The sequence below is a fragment of the Roseburia sp. CLA-AA-H209 genome, assembly GCF_020687575.1.
Lineage (GTDB): Bacteria > Bacillota > Clostridia > Lachnospirales > Lachnospiraceae > Roseburia_C > Roseburia_C amylophila.
Window position 1 is genome coordinate 35,718 of sequence record NZ_JAJEQU010000015.1, and the last position, 14,818, is coordinate 50,535.

The 14,818-nt window shown below is 38.6% G+C and carries 14 protein-coding genes; 1 reads left to right on the forward strand and 13 read right to left on the reverse strand.

Going from position 1 to position 14,818, the window contains the following annotated elements; translation table 11 throughout:
* Positions 1-72 precede the first annotated feature (72 nt).
* Complete coding sequence (locus LKD41_RS12515) at positions 73-1,098, reverse strand: glycosyltransferase family 2 protein (protein ID WP_227701376.1); 1,026 nt, start codon at positions 1,096-1,098, stop codon at positions 73-75.
* Between the two features lie 659 nt (positions 1,099-1,757).
* On the opposite strand from LKD41_RS12515, the gene tyrS reads away from it, so the two are divergent.
* Positions 1,758-2,984 carry a tyrosine--tRNA ligase gene (tyrS, locus tag LKD41_RS12520; protein WP_227701377.1) on the forward strand — a complete coding sequence of 409 codons (1,227 nt, stop codon included), beginning with the start codon at positions 1,758-1,760 and terminating at the stop codon, positions 2,982-2,984.
* Positions 2,985-3,088: 104 nt separating this feature from the next.
* On the opposite strand, the gene LKD41_RS12525 is transcribed toward tyrS, so the two are convergent.
* From LKD41_RS12525 to LKD41_RS12580, 12 genes are all read right to left on the reverse strand, one after another.
* Positions 3,089-4,012 (reverse strand): Rpn family recombination-promoting nuclease/putative transposase, encoded by a 924-nt coding sequence (locus tag LKD41_RS12525; protein WP_227701378.1) that lies wholly within the window; start codon positions 4,010-4,012, stop codon positions 3,089-3,091.
* 257 nt (positions 4,013-4,269) lie between these two features.
* Entirely contained in the window at positions 4,270-5,061 is a 792-nt protein-coding gene (locus LKD41_RS12530; protein ID WP_227701379.1) for a putative ABC transporter permease, read from the reverse strand.
* Positions 5,055-5,525: a phosphohydrolase gene (locus tag LKD41_RS12535; protein WP_227701380.1), complete on the reverse strand. Its 471-nt coding sequence runs from the start codon at positions 5,523-5,525 to the stop codon at positions 5,055-5,057. Before LKD41_RS12535 ends, LKD41_RS12530 begins: the two co-directional genes overlap by 7 nt.
* A 151-nt stretch (positions 5,526-5,676) precedes the next feature.
* Positions 5,677-5,919: a hypothetical protein gene (locus LKD41_RS12540; protein ID WP_334302636.1), complete on the reverse strand. Its 243-nt coding sequence runs from the start codon at positions 5,917-5,919 to the stop codon at positions 5,677-5,679.
* Positions 5,920-6,105: 186 nt separating this feature from the next.
* Positions 6,106-7,341 (reverse strand): hypothetical protein, encoded by a 1,236-nt coding sequence (locus LKD41_RS12545; RefSeq protein ID WP_227701381.1) that lies wholly within the window; start codon positions 7,339-7,341, stop codon positions 6,106-6,108.
* A complete protein-coding gene (locus tag LKD41_RS12550; protein ID WP_022242534.1) occupies positions 7,331-7,813 on the reverse strand; it encodes an RNA polymerase sigma factor in 483 nt (160 codons plus the stop codon). Before LKD41_RS12550 ends, LKD41_RS12545 begins: the two co-directional genes overlap by 11 nt.
* Positions 7,814-7,960: 147 nt before the next feature.
* Positions 7,961-8,929 carry a PfkB family carbohydrate kinase gene (locus LKD41_RS12555; protein WP_227701382.1) on the reverse strand — a complete coding sequence of 323 codons (969 nt, stop codon included), beginning with the start codon at positions 8,927-8,929 and terminating at the stop codon, positions 7,961-7,963.
* A gap of 122 nt (positions 8,930-9,051) precedes the next feature.
* Positions 9,052-10,533: a glycoside hydrolase family 32 protein gene (locus tag LKD41_RS12560; protein ID WP_227701383.1), complete on the reverse strand. Its 1,482-nt coding sequence runs from the start codon at positions 10,531-10,533 to the stop codon at positions 9,052-9,054.
* A gap of 24 nt (positions 10,534-10,557) precedes the next feature.
* Complete coding sequence (locus LKD41_RS12565) at positions 10,558-11,664, reverse strand: glycoside hydrolase family 172 protein (protein WP_416390269.1); 1,107 nt, start codon at positions 11,662-11,664, stop codon at positions 10,558-10,560.
* A gap of 20 nt (positions 11,665-11,684) precedes the next feature.
* Positions 11,685-12,512 carry a carbohydrate ABC transporter permease gene (locus tag LKD41_RS12570; RefSeq protein WP_227701384.1) on the reverse strand — a complete coding sequence of 276 codons (828 nt, stop codon included), beginning with the start codon at positions 12,510-12,512 and terminating at the stop codon, positions 11,685-11,687.
* Positions 12,509-13,441, reverse strand: a complete 933-nt coding sequence (locus LKD41_RS12575; protein ID WP_118544500.1) for a carbohydrate ABC transporter permease — start codon at positions 13,439-13,441, stop codon at positions 12,509-12,511. Before LKD41_RS12575 ends, LKD41_RS12570 begins: the two co-directional genes overlap by 4 nt.
* A gap of 87 nt (positions 13,442-13,528) precedes the next feature.
* Positions 13,529-14,818 (reverse strand): ABC transporter substrate-binding protein, encoded by a 1,290-nt coding sequence (locus LKD41_RS12580; RefSeq protein ID WP_118542398.1) that lies wholly within the window; start codon positions 14,816-14,818, stop codon positions 13,529-13,531.

The window sequence follows — 14,818 nt, forward strand, 5'->3', positions numbered from 1 at the left end:
GATTCCTGCTGTTTCTTATATTGCTTTCATGCTGCCTTACGTTGCAATTTCTCATTGTCTCTGTCCTGTTTCTTACTGGAACTGGTACATCTTCCGTGCCAGACGATAACCGGTCAGGGTTACAAAACCGCCTGCCGTACCCCCCGGCAGATAAGTAAATCCGCTTAATCTCCGGTATTTTAGAATGCTATAAAGCTTTGGATTCAACGCCTTTATATGCTCCCAGAGATTCTCCCGTTTCGCATAAGCTTCCTTATCTCCAATCAGCAGCAGATGGATGGAAGAAATTGCCATCATGATAGAGATATTTCTTGTCATATAGGCTGCCAGCTTCGGATAAGTTTTCGATACCTCACCAAGGTTCACGCAGTCTGACACCAGTTTGGTCACCTTAATCTGCTGGTCAATCCGCTTCATTAAGACCTTTTCATTCACGGACTGGTCATCTCTTCCCAGAAAATAATGATACAAATCCAGATTCAGATAACAGATATTTTTCACATAAGGCAATGGTTTATATGCAAATATGTTGTCCACATAAAAGGTGTGCTTCGGCAATTGCAGCCTGCAATCCCGCAATATCTGGGTGCGGTAAAGCAACGCATGCATCACAAGGTACTGGGACGGCTTGAAATTACCCATGTCATTCCATGTACAAATCTTCTTCTCCGGAAATACATTGGTATAGCGCATTGGCTTTGTCTTATTTTCATAAAAGTGGTCATAGACATAATTGCAGACTACCAGATCCACTTCTTTTTCCTGCCACTCCCATTCCCGAAGTTCTGAAAGAAGCTCCTTTAAGCTTTCCTCATCCAGCCAGTCATCGGAATCCACCACTTTAAAATAAGTTCCTGTGGCTGCCTCAAGTCCTGCATTTACGCCGGAACCATGTCCACCGTTTTCTTTATGTATGACTTTCACAATATCCGGATATTCCTTTGCATACTCGTCGGCAATCTCTCCGGTTCTGTCGGTAGAGCCGTCATCTACAATGATAATTTCCCCTTCCTCCTTGCATACCAGAAGAGAATCTATGCAACGTTTCATATAATCCTGTGAATTATAACAAGGTACTGTAAATGTGATTTTCTTCATTTTCCTAACCTCCTGTATCTCTGTTTACTAAAACGAATGAACTTTCCTTTTATCTTCAATTTTCTTTTTGTGTATTACTTCATTAATACAATTACACAATTAAAGCAATTTGTCAATTTACATTTCCTTAAGATTTGTTAAACAATAAATAACAAATTTTTAAATCCGGCTTTTAAAATCTTATGTTTGACAAATTTTAAGTTACCCCCTATAATGGGGATAATTAAGGCAGTTACAGGCTTTGATGGGAACGAGTAATAGCAAAGGAAACCTACAGAGAGTCACCGGTTGCTGAGAGGTACAGGGGCAGCTTGTTATGAATACATCCCGGAGCTTCGCACCAAATATTCAATATTTGTCAAATCAAAATTAAACTTTACAAATGAATGGTTTGTGCAAATTGGAATGAGTAGGCTGCGACGGATTAGCACACGTTATCGATGCGTAAGTTGCCAGATATCCTTAAGGCACTGCAGATGGCAGTCCTGTCGGTGACGGACACTTACTGAGGCAGGTTATGCGAATAATCTGTGAAAAAAGGTGGTAACACGAGACTTCGCCCTCGTCCTTTCATAGGACGGGGGCTTTTTTATGCGGGAAACAGGATAAAAACATTTCCCAAAATTTTAAAAAATATATTTTCAGAAAGGATTTTTATTATGACATTATATGATGAATTAGTTGCCCGTGGCCTGATTGCCCAGGTAACTGATGAAGCCGAGATTAGAGAGCTCATCAACAATGGAAAAGCTACTTTTTATATTGGATTTGACCCAACCGCAGACAGCCTTCATGTTGGACATTTCATGGCACTTTGCTTAATGAAACGTCTCCAGATGGCTGGCAACAAGCCAATCGCCCTGATTGGTGGCGGAACCGCCATGGTCGGAGACCCATCCGGACGTACTGACATGCGTCAGATGATGACACCGGAAACCATTCAGCACAACTGTGACTGCTTTAAGAAACAGATGAGCCGCTTTATTGATTTCTCCGATAACAAAGCTCTTATGGTAAATAACTCTGACTGGCTCATGGACTTAAATTACATTGAAGTATTGCGTGAAGTTGGTGCTCATTTTTCTGTAAACCGTATGCTGACCGCAGAATGCTACAAACAGCGTATGGAAAAGGGCTTAAGCTTCTTAGAGTTTAACTACATGATTATGCAGAGCTACGACTTCTATACCTTATACCAGAAATATGGCTGTAATATGCAGTTTGGTGGCGATGACCAGTGGAGCAACATGTTAGGCGGAACCGAGCTGATTCGTCGTAAACTTGGAAAAGATGCTTACGCGATGACTATCAACCTTCTTCTGAATTCCGAAGGTAAGAAAATGGGCAAAACACAGTCCGGTGCCGTATGGCTTGACCCGAATAAGACTTCTCCATTTGACTTCTATCAGTACTGGAGAAATGTTTCCGATGCAGATGTATTAAAATGTCTGCGTATGTTAACCTTCCTGCCATTAGAGCAGATTGACGAAATGGATAAATGGGAAGGCAGCCAGTTGAACCAGGCAAAAGAAATCTTAGCTTACGAACTGACCAATCTGGTTCACGGCGAAGAGGAAGCCAAAAAAGCACAGGAGAGTGCAAGAGCATTATTCTCCGGCGGCAATCATGCAGATATGCCTGCTGCTGAAATTGCAGAGGCAGACCTTCGCGATGGCGTTATCGATATCATGGGACTTCTTGTTTCTGCCGGACTTTGTGCTTCCCGTTCCGAGGCACGTCGTGCCGTAGAGCAGGGTGGTGTTACCGTCAACGGCGAAAAAGTAACCGACATCAAGACCACATATACTCCGGATGATATCAAAAATGCAGAAGAATTTGTTCTGAAACGTGGAAAGAAGAAATTCTGTAAAATTGTAATGAAATAATCTATAAAAAAACCAAAAGAGTTGTACCGATTTATCCTGATGGACGTTCCGATACAACTCTTTTTTGTCCTATAACTCGCTATTTCTTTCTGAATCTTATCGCTTTATAAATCCAAAGTCTTTCCATACTTTTCTAATACCTGTTTTGCCTGCTCTTCCGTTATCTGTAATTCTTCCTGCAGCAATGCCAGGATTTCGGCATCTGATTTTCCAAATTTACGACCGAGCTTTATGATTTCTACTTCTTTTCCCTCCTGCAAGCCTTCTTCTAAACCAGCTTTCTTACCTTCTTCCAACCCAGCTTTCTTACCTTCTTCCAGTCCGGCTTTTCTTCCTTCTGCTTCGCCTTGTTTTCGAATCCGCTCTTCTCTCTCAAAACTCTTCATATATGCAAGACCTACCTCTCCATCCCGCTTAACTGCCGTTACCATCCGATGTAACTTTTTCAAGTTTTCAGATGGAGCATTCTCTATGGATGAATGCTCCATGTAATGCAGTAGCTGTTTTAATTCCTCCGGCGGGTTTCCTTCCCTTCCCCTTGTATACAAGAATATCGTCTGTGCGCCATCCTCATATTCTAATTCCGGTACTTCGATACATCCATTTTTGATTGTATACACCATACGATTCAGTCCAAAGGGATCATAAGTTGTAATAAAGATTACGATGACATTCCGAAGACTCCCATAGGTATCCCCTGCTGTCAGATTTCCTGCGTCAATCTTCGCATGGTAAAACCGGACTCTTCGGGGCAGTGATACGATTTCTTCTTTTCCATCATTCTGGTCTGGTTCTATATCAAAGATTTCTCCGTTCTCTTCATCCAGATATACATCCAGCCGAATGCCGTGAGTCTCTGTATTCTCTCCGCAGAAGAAACGTTGTGGCACTACCGTAAGCTTTCCTATCTGCCGATGCAGAATACATTCCAAAATGTATCTCGCCGACTGTTCCCCATAAATTTTGTGGCTGGTCAGGCTGTTTACCAGAAAGTCATCCACCAGATTCAGTTCTTCTAAAGTTTTCATGTTTCCTCCTTTTCCCATAGTGCAAGGAAAAGCAGGATTGCATATCTCATTTCCGATTCTGAAATTCCACCTATCCAATGCACTATGCGTTCGTAAATTGTAATTAGAATTTAAAAGCATAGAATTCATTGAATTGATACCAGAAATTTAGATTGGCTTCCGCCACTCGAAAATCAGAATATATGCTTTGTGTTGATTGTAACAAATGCCCTTGAAGAAAACAAGTAAAATATTTATAAAACCGGTACCGAAGGCTTCTACCCCCGGAACCGGTCTTTCACTTTCTCCACATATTGAACACACAGTTCTTTCCGTTCTTCCACAAAACTGCTACAACGTTCTTTTTTCTCTTCCACAAAGCTGCTGCAACGCTCCTTCTTCTCTTCGAAGTAAATTTTACAGTACTCCTTCTGCTCCCCTGCCATATAAAGGTAACATTCTTTCCGGTCCCGCATCTGCCGTGCCAGCTTTTCCATTCTTGCACGGACGGTTTCCATATGTACGGTCGTATAAACCACATCAACTACAAAGAGAATATATAGGAAAAGTACCACTCTGGTGAGCACCAGCTCCGGAATTGCTGCGGTAAGCTGCATGATTACCGGATGAACGAAGCGGAGCAGTATCACGTTTCCGATTCCAAATATGATGCAGCCATAAAGACAGATTCTTCCGTTCAGATTATATCTGTATCTGGTATAATCCCACCAGCGTTTGTGGAACATACGCTCCATCGCATAAGAAGTAATATACTCTACTACGCCGGAGGTAAACATGGCTGCCACAAAGATTGCCGGCACATTTCCAATCCAGCCGATGAGCCAGTAATTAAGCACTGCTCCCGCTCCATAAATCGGAATCCACGGACCTCTTAAGTAGCCACGGTTGATAAATTTATGATATTTTATCTGGGAGCAAATGGTAGCTTCATAAAGCCATCCTGCTGCACTGTAAATCACAAACCAAAGGAAATAAATTCTGCCGGCTACCAAAAAATGCAGGAACACATTTCCGCATGTGCCCATAAATTCTCTTACCTGTACTAACATACTTCCTCCCTGCATCTGCGCTGTAAGGTCTCTCTGGTAGAACATTTCTTATCAATCCAGCAGACAATCCAGCTTTCCAAGTATTTCGGCGGCACCAGTGTCAGCGGAAACATATGCTTCTTGATAATGTCATGCTCTATCGGAGTTAATTCCACATCCATGCTGGCATTCCGCAATGCTATACCCGGATGGAAAAATCCATGCAGATGATGCGGCGTCAGCTGGTTATGCCAGTCATATAAGAAATAATCGTGAAGCAATGCACCCCGGATCAGCTGCTCCATTTCTACCTGAAGCTGATGTTCTTTTGCAAAAAGGTAACTTTCATATGCCACCTGAACACAATGCTCATATACCGTGGTGGTTCCATGCTGGATATGCTCCTTGGACTGCAAAATTCTGGTTTCTGCCTCAACCTGTTTTAATATATTCATGAAATAGGTATCTTTACTATAAGCTTCCATTTTCTTTAACTTCCTTACTTCTCATCTTATTCCATCTTAATTAATATCATGTATTACGTCAATGTCCGAATTCTTACGATTTCCTTAACCTGTAACCATGAGTGTTTTCTATAAATACCTGAAAGCTATAAAAACACCTTTTCACAGCTTATCATTGCCCGCTTTGGCTGCTTGGAATGCATGGAAAGCGCAACTGTTGCCATCTGGTCTGAATCATTTTTTTAATAAGATGGTTGCCTGCTCGTCTGAACCAGTTGGTGATACCTTTCTCTGGCTCACAACCTCTTCCGGCTTTCATAAATTCATAATGGGTATTATGAGGTGTTGTAATATAAATAATATCCACTTCATCATCCACAAAAACTTCATCTATGGAATCATAGACCTTTGCAATGCCATATTTTTCCGCAAACGCTACTGCTTTTCCATATTATCTCTTCCTTTTTTCTTAACTGATTTCTCATTTTTGCCATAATCTTATCATAAGAAAATGCCTTTTAAAAGAGGCTGCCACAGCCGGATTTTGGTAAAAAATCTATCCGGTGTAACAACCTCTTTTTATGTCATATCTTTACTAAATTTACTTTATCAAATCGACGCAGTCTGGTTTTATCTGATACAATGCTTCTGTAAGACTTCCGTCTTCATTGCGGAAAACAACGGAAATCCGAAGTGTGGAAGCATCTTCTTTTCCATCGTTTCCTGACATGGTAATTGCATTGACGCTAAAATATTCATCCTCTGCAAGCCAGTTGGAAACTTCGCCGCTTCCGCCATTTGCAACATAATCTTCTTTTTCAATATACTGTGTTCCAAAATCTACCCAGCCATTTTCGTCCGGTGTAGCAGAAAATACCGGATAATCCTTTACGATTTCAAAATAATCCGATAAATTATCTGCTGTAATTCCATCCACGAAATCTCTGACCTGCTGATTCATATAGCCTGCTGCAGCTTTACTTTCTGCTCCGGTAATTACGCTGACTTCTGCTCTGCCGGCAGTTCCTTCCGTATCTGCTGCCTCAGCTCCTGCCTCAGCTCCTGCCTCAGCTTCTTCAAGCTTCTTAAGGTACTCCTCCGCTGCCGCCTGGTCTGCCTTAGTGCTATCTAATGGCAGGGTGAAAAGTGCAATTGTGCCAGCATAGTCTTCCACTTTACGGTAAGAGCCACTTTCATTGTCCATTCGAAATGCAGCCGTTTCGCTCCCGAAGCTGTCCACAATTCCCAACTGTACACCGCGGTCTGCAAATATTTCCAAATCATCACATTCTATCAGCTCATAAAGAACTCCATCTTTACAGAACCAGGTAAGTGTCTCATCCATGGTTGCTGCATTGGCATCCAAAACAGACACGCCATTGATTAACGGTGCCACAAAAAAATTACGGTATTCCATATCGGTTCCATCACTTTTTGCAATTGCAACAGCTGCATAAGTATGTGATTTGCTGACATTTTCCCGAGTTTCCTGTGGTACACAAAGCTCTAATTTTTCTCCGGACACCAGTCCTAATAAGGTAATATCATAGCCATTGCTCTGCTGTGTCTCATTGACGCTTACCGCATCCTCTCCGGCAAATGCCCGGCTCAATGCTCCATTGTCCGCTACTTCATCCGCAATCTGTGACGGACTTAGGAAATGATACGCTGCATAGGCACTGCTGCCACCTAACAACAATATGGCGCAGGCACTTGCTGCGATTAATTTACGTGTTGGATGAAATTTTCTATTATGATTCATATTGACCTCCAAAGAAATATGTCCGGAGGCATGCAAAGAAGAAAAAGCCTGTTTATATCTTTCTTTATCTGTCATTTTCCCATTCCTCCTTTAATACATTTCTGAGCAGTCTGCGACCACGCGTCAACCTGACCTTCACGTTGCTTTCTGTCACATTCATAATCTTCGCGATTTCCCGGATGGTGTAATCCTCATAATAAAATAAATGTATGACGATTCGATACTTCTCTGGAAGCTTCATGACTTCTGTAAACAGTATCTGGGCTTCTGGTGTCTCAAATGTCAGTGTCTCCATATATTCTTCTAACGGCACACCCTTCTGCCGCCAGAAAGAAAGATTGATGTTCTTTGCTTTATTGATTGCCACCCGAATGAGCCATGCTCTGATATGCTGCTCATTTTCAAATTGTCTGTTGGTTGTATGATATTGAAGAAAAGTATCCTGCACCACATCATCGGCATCTGCTGCATTTTTACAGACATTGAATGCCGCTGCAAATAAATGGTCTTTATACTTTTCCACTAATACCTCAGTTGCTATTCTCATGAGTGATCCCTCATATTTCTTTTCTGTTTAAAAGGCCTTTCACTATATATACAAGTGAAGATGGGAAAAGGTTACAAAAAAAAGAGCTGACCGACCCAACCTCTGACTGTGCCACAGCTCTTTTTATTGTCCAAATCTTTTTATAAATTATAACATATTCCTTTGAAGCAGTTCTTCTATTTCACTCTTTTTTGGTATTGCACGGATAACACCTTTTCTGGTTGTCACTATAGCTGCCGCTGCATTTGCCAGCTTTAAAAGTTCCTCCAACTGCTTTTCTGTCAAATTATTAAAATCATGTTCCAGAAGATAATTCAGCACACTTCCCGTAAACGTATCTCCTGCACCTGTTGTCTCGATTGTCTTTACAGAAAATCCACTACATTCCACACGCATTCCCTTATAATAAGCGCGGCTTCCTTCTTTTCCCATTGTTAAGAGAATGAGTGGTATCTGATATTTTTCCTGAAGGCATCTGATTCCCTCATCATAATCTTCTTTTCCAGTAACAAACTGAATCTCATTATCAGAGATTTTCAATATATCACATTGACTAAATCCATAATTCATCTGTTCTTTGGCTAATTCTAATGAACTCCACAAAGGTTCCCTTAAATTTGGATCAAATGAAATGAGTGCTCCACTCTCCTTTGCCGCTTTAACCGCTTTCTTTGTTGCAGCTCTTACACTATCCTGTGTCATAGATAACGTTCCAAAATGGAAAATTTTTGCCTGGGAAATAAATGTTGTATTAATTTCATCTTCTGTCAGCATCATATCAGCACCCGGATTACGATAAAAAGAGAACTCACGGTCACCATCCGGAAATGTATGTACAAATGCAAGTGTTGTATTTACAGTACTGTCTGTAAAAAGATTGGAGGTATCAATTCCAATATCATTTAACGTATTTCGAAGCAATTTTCCAAACTGGTCTTTTCCAACTTTGCCAATAAATGCTGTTTTCTTTCCCATTTCATTTAACATTGCCAGAACATTACATGGCGCTCCACCAGGGCATGCTTCAAACAAATCATTCCCCTGTTCACTCTGTCCATTCATCGTAAAATCAATTAATAATTCTCCCAATGCAATAACATCAAAGCTCTTTTTCATATTACGATTCCTCCTATATTTCTTCCTTTTGTTTTTATAGAAATGAAACCAGTTCTTTTCCGAACTGGTTTATCATTTCCTTTTCTTCTATATCATCATACCATGAAATGAAATTCATTTTTTCACGGTTCAATTCCATACACTTCTACATTTTCCAGCACAACACTTCCTTCTACTGCCTGAAAATATATTTTATTTTGTTCATTTCCCGCAAATACATTCATAGAATGATTATTTTGATAATTATCAGTAAATAATTCTAAGGAACTTTGATCAGATAAAATATGAACATCTAATACATCTTTTTCTTTTAAAAAGAGTATACTGTGTGATATCCCTTTACTCCATCCATCTGCCTTATTACGATTTACTTTTAATTCCCCATTCTTCAAATCAAATATACAAACTGTTTGATTTATTTCATCGCATCTTAATTTTACAAGTAATTGCTGTGCATTGCTCGCTCGTAAATTTATATTAAATTTCAGCTCAAATGCTATTCCATCATCTGATTTTAACTCTTGTTGCGAATCACAAATCACCAACTTGTCCTGAACATATTTACCAGTTTTTTTTCTACATTTTTTTAACTCCCGTATCGGAACAAAACTCAATCTTCCACTTTTGGTCATATTAACTTCGCGCGGAAAATTAAAGAATCCGCACCAGTCTTCCCTGTAAGTCGGTCCCCAGTCTTTAAAAAACGGCATCCATTCCCATTCATTTGCCCATGCAACCATAATTCTTCTTCCATCAGGTGCCTGAAATGATTGTGGTGCATAATAATCAAAACCCCAATCAATTTCTCCTGAAACATCATAATCAAACTTGCCGGTATCATAATCAAACGAACCGGTTAAATACACACAAGTCCTCTCTCCTGCATCAATAGGTGAAAAAGTTAAAACATACCGGTTTCCTATACGGAAGAAATCAGGACATTCCCACATGGTTCCCCATTCTCCCCTGCTTTCTGCTAATACATTTATAAATGTCCAATGTATCAAATCTTCCGAGCGATACAATAACGCCTGTCCTTTTTGATTTTTTGAAGCTCCGCATACCATATAATAGCTTTCTTCGTGTTTCCATACCTTGGGATCCCGGAAGGAATCTGACGAAATCCCTTCCGGTGCTGTTAAAACTGGATTTTTTTCATATTTTTCAAAATGAATACCATCTTCACTATAAGCAACACACTGTGTCTGGACAAATCCATTTCCATGATTCGTTGCTGCTGTGTATATTAAATATAGCTTTCCGTCAAATTCAATTGCACTTCCGGAAAAACATCCACCCTTCAAATGATCTTCATAAGGTTCACTTGGTGCTAATGCAACCGGAAGATACTCCCAATGAATCAAATCATCACTGACAGCATGTCCCCAGTGCATATTTTCCCAAAAACTCTGATATGGATTATACTGATAGAAAAAATGATACTTTCCTTTGAAATATATCAATCCATTTGGATCATTAATCCATCCCGTTTCTGCCATAAAGTGGTATTTCTGCCTCATTTTTCCCTGTGAAACTTTTTCTTTATTCTGATTAATTACTATTTGTGCCCGTTCAATTTCCTGAAGCATTTTTTCCTTTGACATCAATTGACCTTTCTGCTCCCTTTTCTATCTTGGCCATCTTTTTTCTTTCTCAGGAAGCTTTGAAAAAACATTATGTGGTTCCTTCTGATACCAGTATGCAACACTTGACAAATCATCCTGACGTTCAAATAAACCTTTATGTCCAACACCAATCTGTTGCACAGTAACCTTAAGCTCCTCATCAAAAAATACTGGATCCATGACATGCCAGCGATAAAAACCGCGCATTGGTGGACAATCATCATTATGGTATAAATTATTTACCAGATCATCATGCCTTGAATAATATGGATATCCAAGAAAAGGAGTTGTATATGTCTGTTCTATCGTTTTTCCGTTTTCATGTTTGGCAAAACTCCAGGAACCTCCAAAATAATCTTCCATTCCGGTTCCACAGATTGTTGGATATTGTTCATCTCCATCAATATAAAACTTTACTTCTCCTTCACCCCACCAATATCTTTGAAGTGTAGACAATGCTATATATGTACCGATATAATGACCACTACCTTTTATTCCATCTGCAATAACATAATCTTTTCCCAGCTCGGTAAGAGCTTCTCTCCTCCAGCTTGCGTGAAAATATTCCGTTTCTTCTGGCAGATAATTGTATAAATTATAATCAATCTGATAAAAAAAAGCCGGAATTGCATTTGCATGCTGATTTTCTAATGTAATAACTGCTCTCTTTTTAAATGGCATCTGAATATAAGAATTTAACCCTCTGGATGGGACAACTGTTATAAGACTGGAATTAATATAACACTCTTTTCCAAATCCACAACAGAAAAAATCCCCTAACGGTGCTTCTACGGATGGATTTTCCTCGCCATCCCAATACATTCTGAGAACCAGGTCCCTAAGAACAAAGCAATCTCCTTCTGACGTTTTATTATCCGTTGTTATCCATATATGATGAATAATTCCCGGACCATCTATTTCTCCTAAAACGACCGTCTCTCCCGGCTGGATATCATTCAAACAAGGACTGCCTTTTCTTGATTTTCCGAGACCGCTGGCTGCCATACCACCTTTTCCCTTTTCTCCCGTCCTGTTTTCAGCATTAATCGCCCTGCTTTTTCCATGTGTCAGATAGGGAAGCATTGCTGCTGTTCCTGGCAGCATAATCATATTTTTATCCATTTTATACCTTATCCTTTCGTTGCACCCATAGTCATTCCAGCTGTTACCCATTTATTTAACGCAAAATAGATTACCAGTGGAGGAAGAATTGAAATTGCTATTGCAGCAAATGTTGAACCCCAGTCCACATTTCCAAATGCTCCGACATAATCTTTTAATCCCATTGCCACTGTCTTGGCTGAAGTATCACTAATAAATGTATTTGCAAAAATAAAGTCATTCCAAATCAGAATACTATACATGGAAGCAATTGTAATAACGGTATTTCTTGCTAATGGGAACACAATCTGAATAAAAGTCCGAAGCGGTGAACACCCATCAACAACCGCTGCCTCTATCAATTCATTCGGAACAAATTCGTAAAAACTTACAAACATCATAACTGATAAAGGTAATGCAAATCCTACCTGTGGTAATATTAAAGAAAAACTTGTATTTAAAATACCTAGTTTACTATAAAAAATAAATAATGGTATTAATGTAATCTGTACTGGAACCATAATTCCAAATGTAAAGAAAGAATAAATTGTTTTTGTTCCTCTTACTTTAAATTTTGACAATGCATATCCTGCAGTAGAACTTAATACTACAATCAGAATCAGCGAAATAGCGGTCACCTTTAAACTATTCCACATATACATACCGATTTTACCATCTGATAAAACCTTAGAAAAATTTTCCAGCGTAATACTCTTTGGAAATGCAAATGGAGCTGCTGACAACTCTACGGTTGGTTTCACACTTGCAACAAACAACCATATGACCGGATATATCTGAATGATTAAGAAGAGAATAATCAATACTGCAAATATTATTTTTATTATTTTTTTCTTCAATGATTTCCCCTCCTATTCCTTCTGATGCGTTCTTTTTCAATTCTTTTTTCTTCTTTTTGTTCCTTTGAAGTAAAAATTTTTCTTAAAATATAAACAACTAAAATACTTTCAATAATAATAAACACCGCTAAAGTACTGCCATAACCATACTGGTTACTTGAAAACGCCTTTTTATACATATATGTAGACATTAATTCGCTGGCATTTCCCGGTCCACCACTTGTCAATAAAAATGGAATATCAAATCCTCTTAATGCTCCTGTCAAACACATCGTCAAAGTCAGAAGTATAATATCTTTTATCAATGGCATTTTAATTTTAAATAATATCTGCATTTCAGAAGCGCCATCTATTTTGGCAGCCTCATATACAGAAGGATCTAATGAAACCAGTGCAGCATAAAATATAACCATATACATTCCAGTAAATCTCCATCCTTCCGGTATGGATACAGCTGGTAATACAGTACTTACTTTCGCAAGCCAGGACGTTACCATTCCACCTAAACCTACTTTTTGTAATATCTGATTCAATAATCCCATAGGCTCTGTTGAGTACATACTTCTAAAAAGCTGTGTGATAGCAACTGTTGTAATAATACATGGTACATAATACAACGTTTTAACCAGTGTCACATGCTTTGTCATATATGTCAGCAATATTGCAAAAAACAGTCCAATTAATAATTGCATGGAAACTACAATAACAAGGTAAATCAGATTGTTAAAAAATGCCTTATAAAAAACTTCGTCGTGAAACATAGTCACATAATTTTGCAATCCGACAAACTGCTTTTTTCCTATTCCTCCCCATTTCATAAAACTTAATCGAATAGACTCTTCTATTGGATAAAATACTGCCAAAATATAGAACAATAATCCTGGAAGTAAAAATGCCAGAAAGGCCTTTTTGTTTCTTATAACGCCCATTATAACTCCTTCCTTTTCATTTATATAAATCTGTTACGAGATATGTATTACCAATCATGATAATACATATCTCGATATGTCATTTACTTATTTTGTATATTCTGCAATAGAATCATCTACCAGTTTACAAAAATCGTCTACTGATAAATCACCGGATGCCAGCAATAATAAATTATCCTGCATAACGGTATTGGTATTGGAATCAAGGTATGTATCCCAAGGCTTCAGGAAGTTTTCACCTGTAGACTGCATATCTTCCTGAATTTTCAGATAAAGATCTGAGTATTCAACATCATCCGGTAAATCGGTTTTAATTGGAGACATCTGCTGTTTTCCAGCATATAATTTACCATAATTATCAATTACATATAAGATAAAATCTTTTGTTTTTTCATCAAATGTTTCTGCATTAAATGCCATACCAATTCCAGAATTTATACAAAATTCATTTGGCTGTGTTTTTGCACCTTCAATAGTAGGAAGATAAAAATAATCAATTTTACCCTGCTTATATGCATCCTGCATAGCGCCGATTTCCCAGTCACCAATATAATACATTGCAGATTTTCCATCTAAAAACATTGATTGTGCTGTTGCATAGTCTGTTGCAGCAAATCCATCATTAAAATACTGACCCATTTCTTTCATAAATTCTGCTGCTTCTCTTCCGGTTTCACTGTCCATTTTCTCTTTTCCATCTCTTAAATTAATGATAAAATCATTTCCGGTTTCTCTAAATGGAAGCATTGCTAAGTATCTCTGTACCGGCCATCTGTCAACACCATCTACCGAAATCGGTGTAATTCCATTATCTTTTAAGGTTTTACATACATTCAGCCACTCATCCATGGTAGTTGGTGGTGTCAGATTATACTGTTCAAAAATTTCTTTGTTATACCATGTCATTTCCACATGATATTCTAATGGTAAAGTATACATGGAACCATCTGTAAATTCCTGATATTTTAATGCAATCGGATAGAAATCATCATATCTGTCATTATCTTTTAAAAATTGTTTTACATCTACTAACATTCCTGCATCTACCAGCTCCTGACAATATGGATCGGCATCAATATCAATTATATCCGGCATATTGCCTCCGGCAATTAATGTCTTTAATTTCTGTAAATAGGAAGGTCTGTCCGCTGTTGTTTCAAATTCAATTTTCCACTTTCCGCCTTTTTCTTTACTGTACTGATCTGCAATTTCATGCATTACCTGATCTATTTCACCATCCACAGGTCTTGATGTCATCCACGTAACAGTTACCACATCATCATCATTTTTTGCTTCTTTTTTTGTAGAACCACAGCCTGCAATCAACCCTGTTACCATTGTTGCTAACAATAAAATACTCATCATTCTCTTTTTCAT

Excerpts from the sequence above, each read along its gene's own strand:
- LKD41_RS12515 (WP_227701376.1), bottom strand. The coding sequence starts at position 1,098 with ATGAAGAAAATCACATTTACAGTACCTTGTTATAATTCACAGGATTAT.
- tyrS (WP_227701377.1), top strand. The coding sequence starts at position 1,758 with ATGACATTATATGATGAATTAGTTGCCCGTGGCCTGATTGCCCAGGTA.
- LKD41_RS12525 (WP_227701378.1), bottom strand. The coding sequence starts at position 4,012 with ATGAAAACTTTAGAAGAACTGAATCTGGTGGATGACTTTCTGGTAAAC.
- LKD41_RS12530 (WP_227701379.1), bottom strand. The coding sequence starts at position 5,061 with ATGTTAGTACAGGTAAGAGAATTTATGGGCACATGCGGAAATGTGTTC.
- LKD41_RS12535 (WP_227701380.1), bottom strand. The coding sequence starts at position 5,525 with ATGGAAGCTTATAGTAAAGATACCTATTTCATGAATATATTAAAACAG.
- LKD41_RS12545 (WP_227701381.1), bottom strand. The coding sequence starts at position 7,341 with ATGACAGATAAAGAAAGATATAAACAGGCTTTTTCTTCTTTGCATGCC.
- LKD41_RS12550 (WP_022242534.1), bottom strand. The coding sequence starts at position 7,813 with ATGAGAATAGCAACTGAGGTATTAGTGGAAAAGTATAAAGACCATTTA.
- LKD41_RS12555 (WP_227701382.1), bottom strand. The coding sequence starts at position 8,929 with ATGAAAAAGAGCTTTGATGTTATTGCATTGGGAGAATTATTAATTGAT.
- LKD41_RS12560 (WP_227701383.1), bottom strand. The coding sequence starts at position 10,533 with ATGTCAAAGGAAAAAATGCTTCAGGAAATTGAACGGGCACAAATAGTA.
- LKD41_RS12565 (WP_416390269.1), bottom strand. The coding sequence starts at position 11,664 with ATGATTATGCTGCCAGGAACAGCAGCAATGCTTCCCTATCTGACACAT.
- LKD41_RS12575 (WP_118544500.1), bottom strand. The coding sequence starts at position 13,441 with ATGGGCGTTATAAGAAACAAAAAGGCCTTTCTGGCATTTTTACTTCCA.
- LKD41_RS12580 (WP_118542398.1), bottom strand. The coding sequence starts at position 14,818 with ATGAAAAAGAGAATGATGAGTATTTTATTGTTAGCAACAATGGTAACA.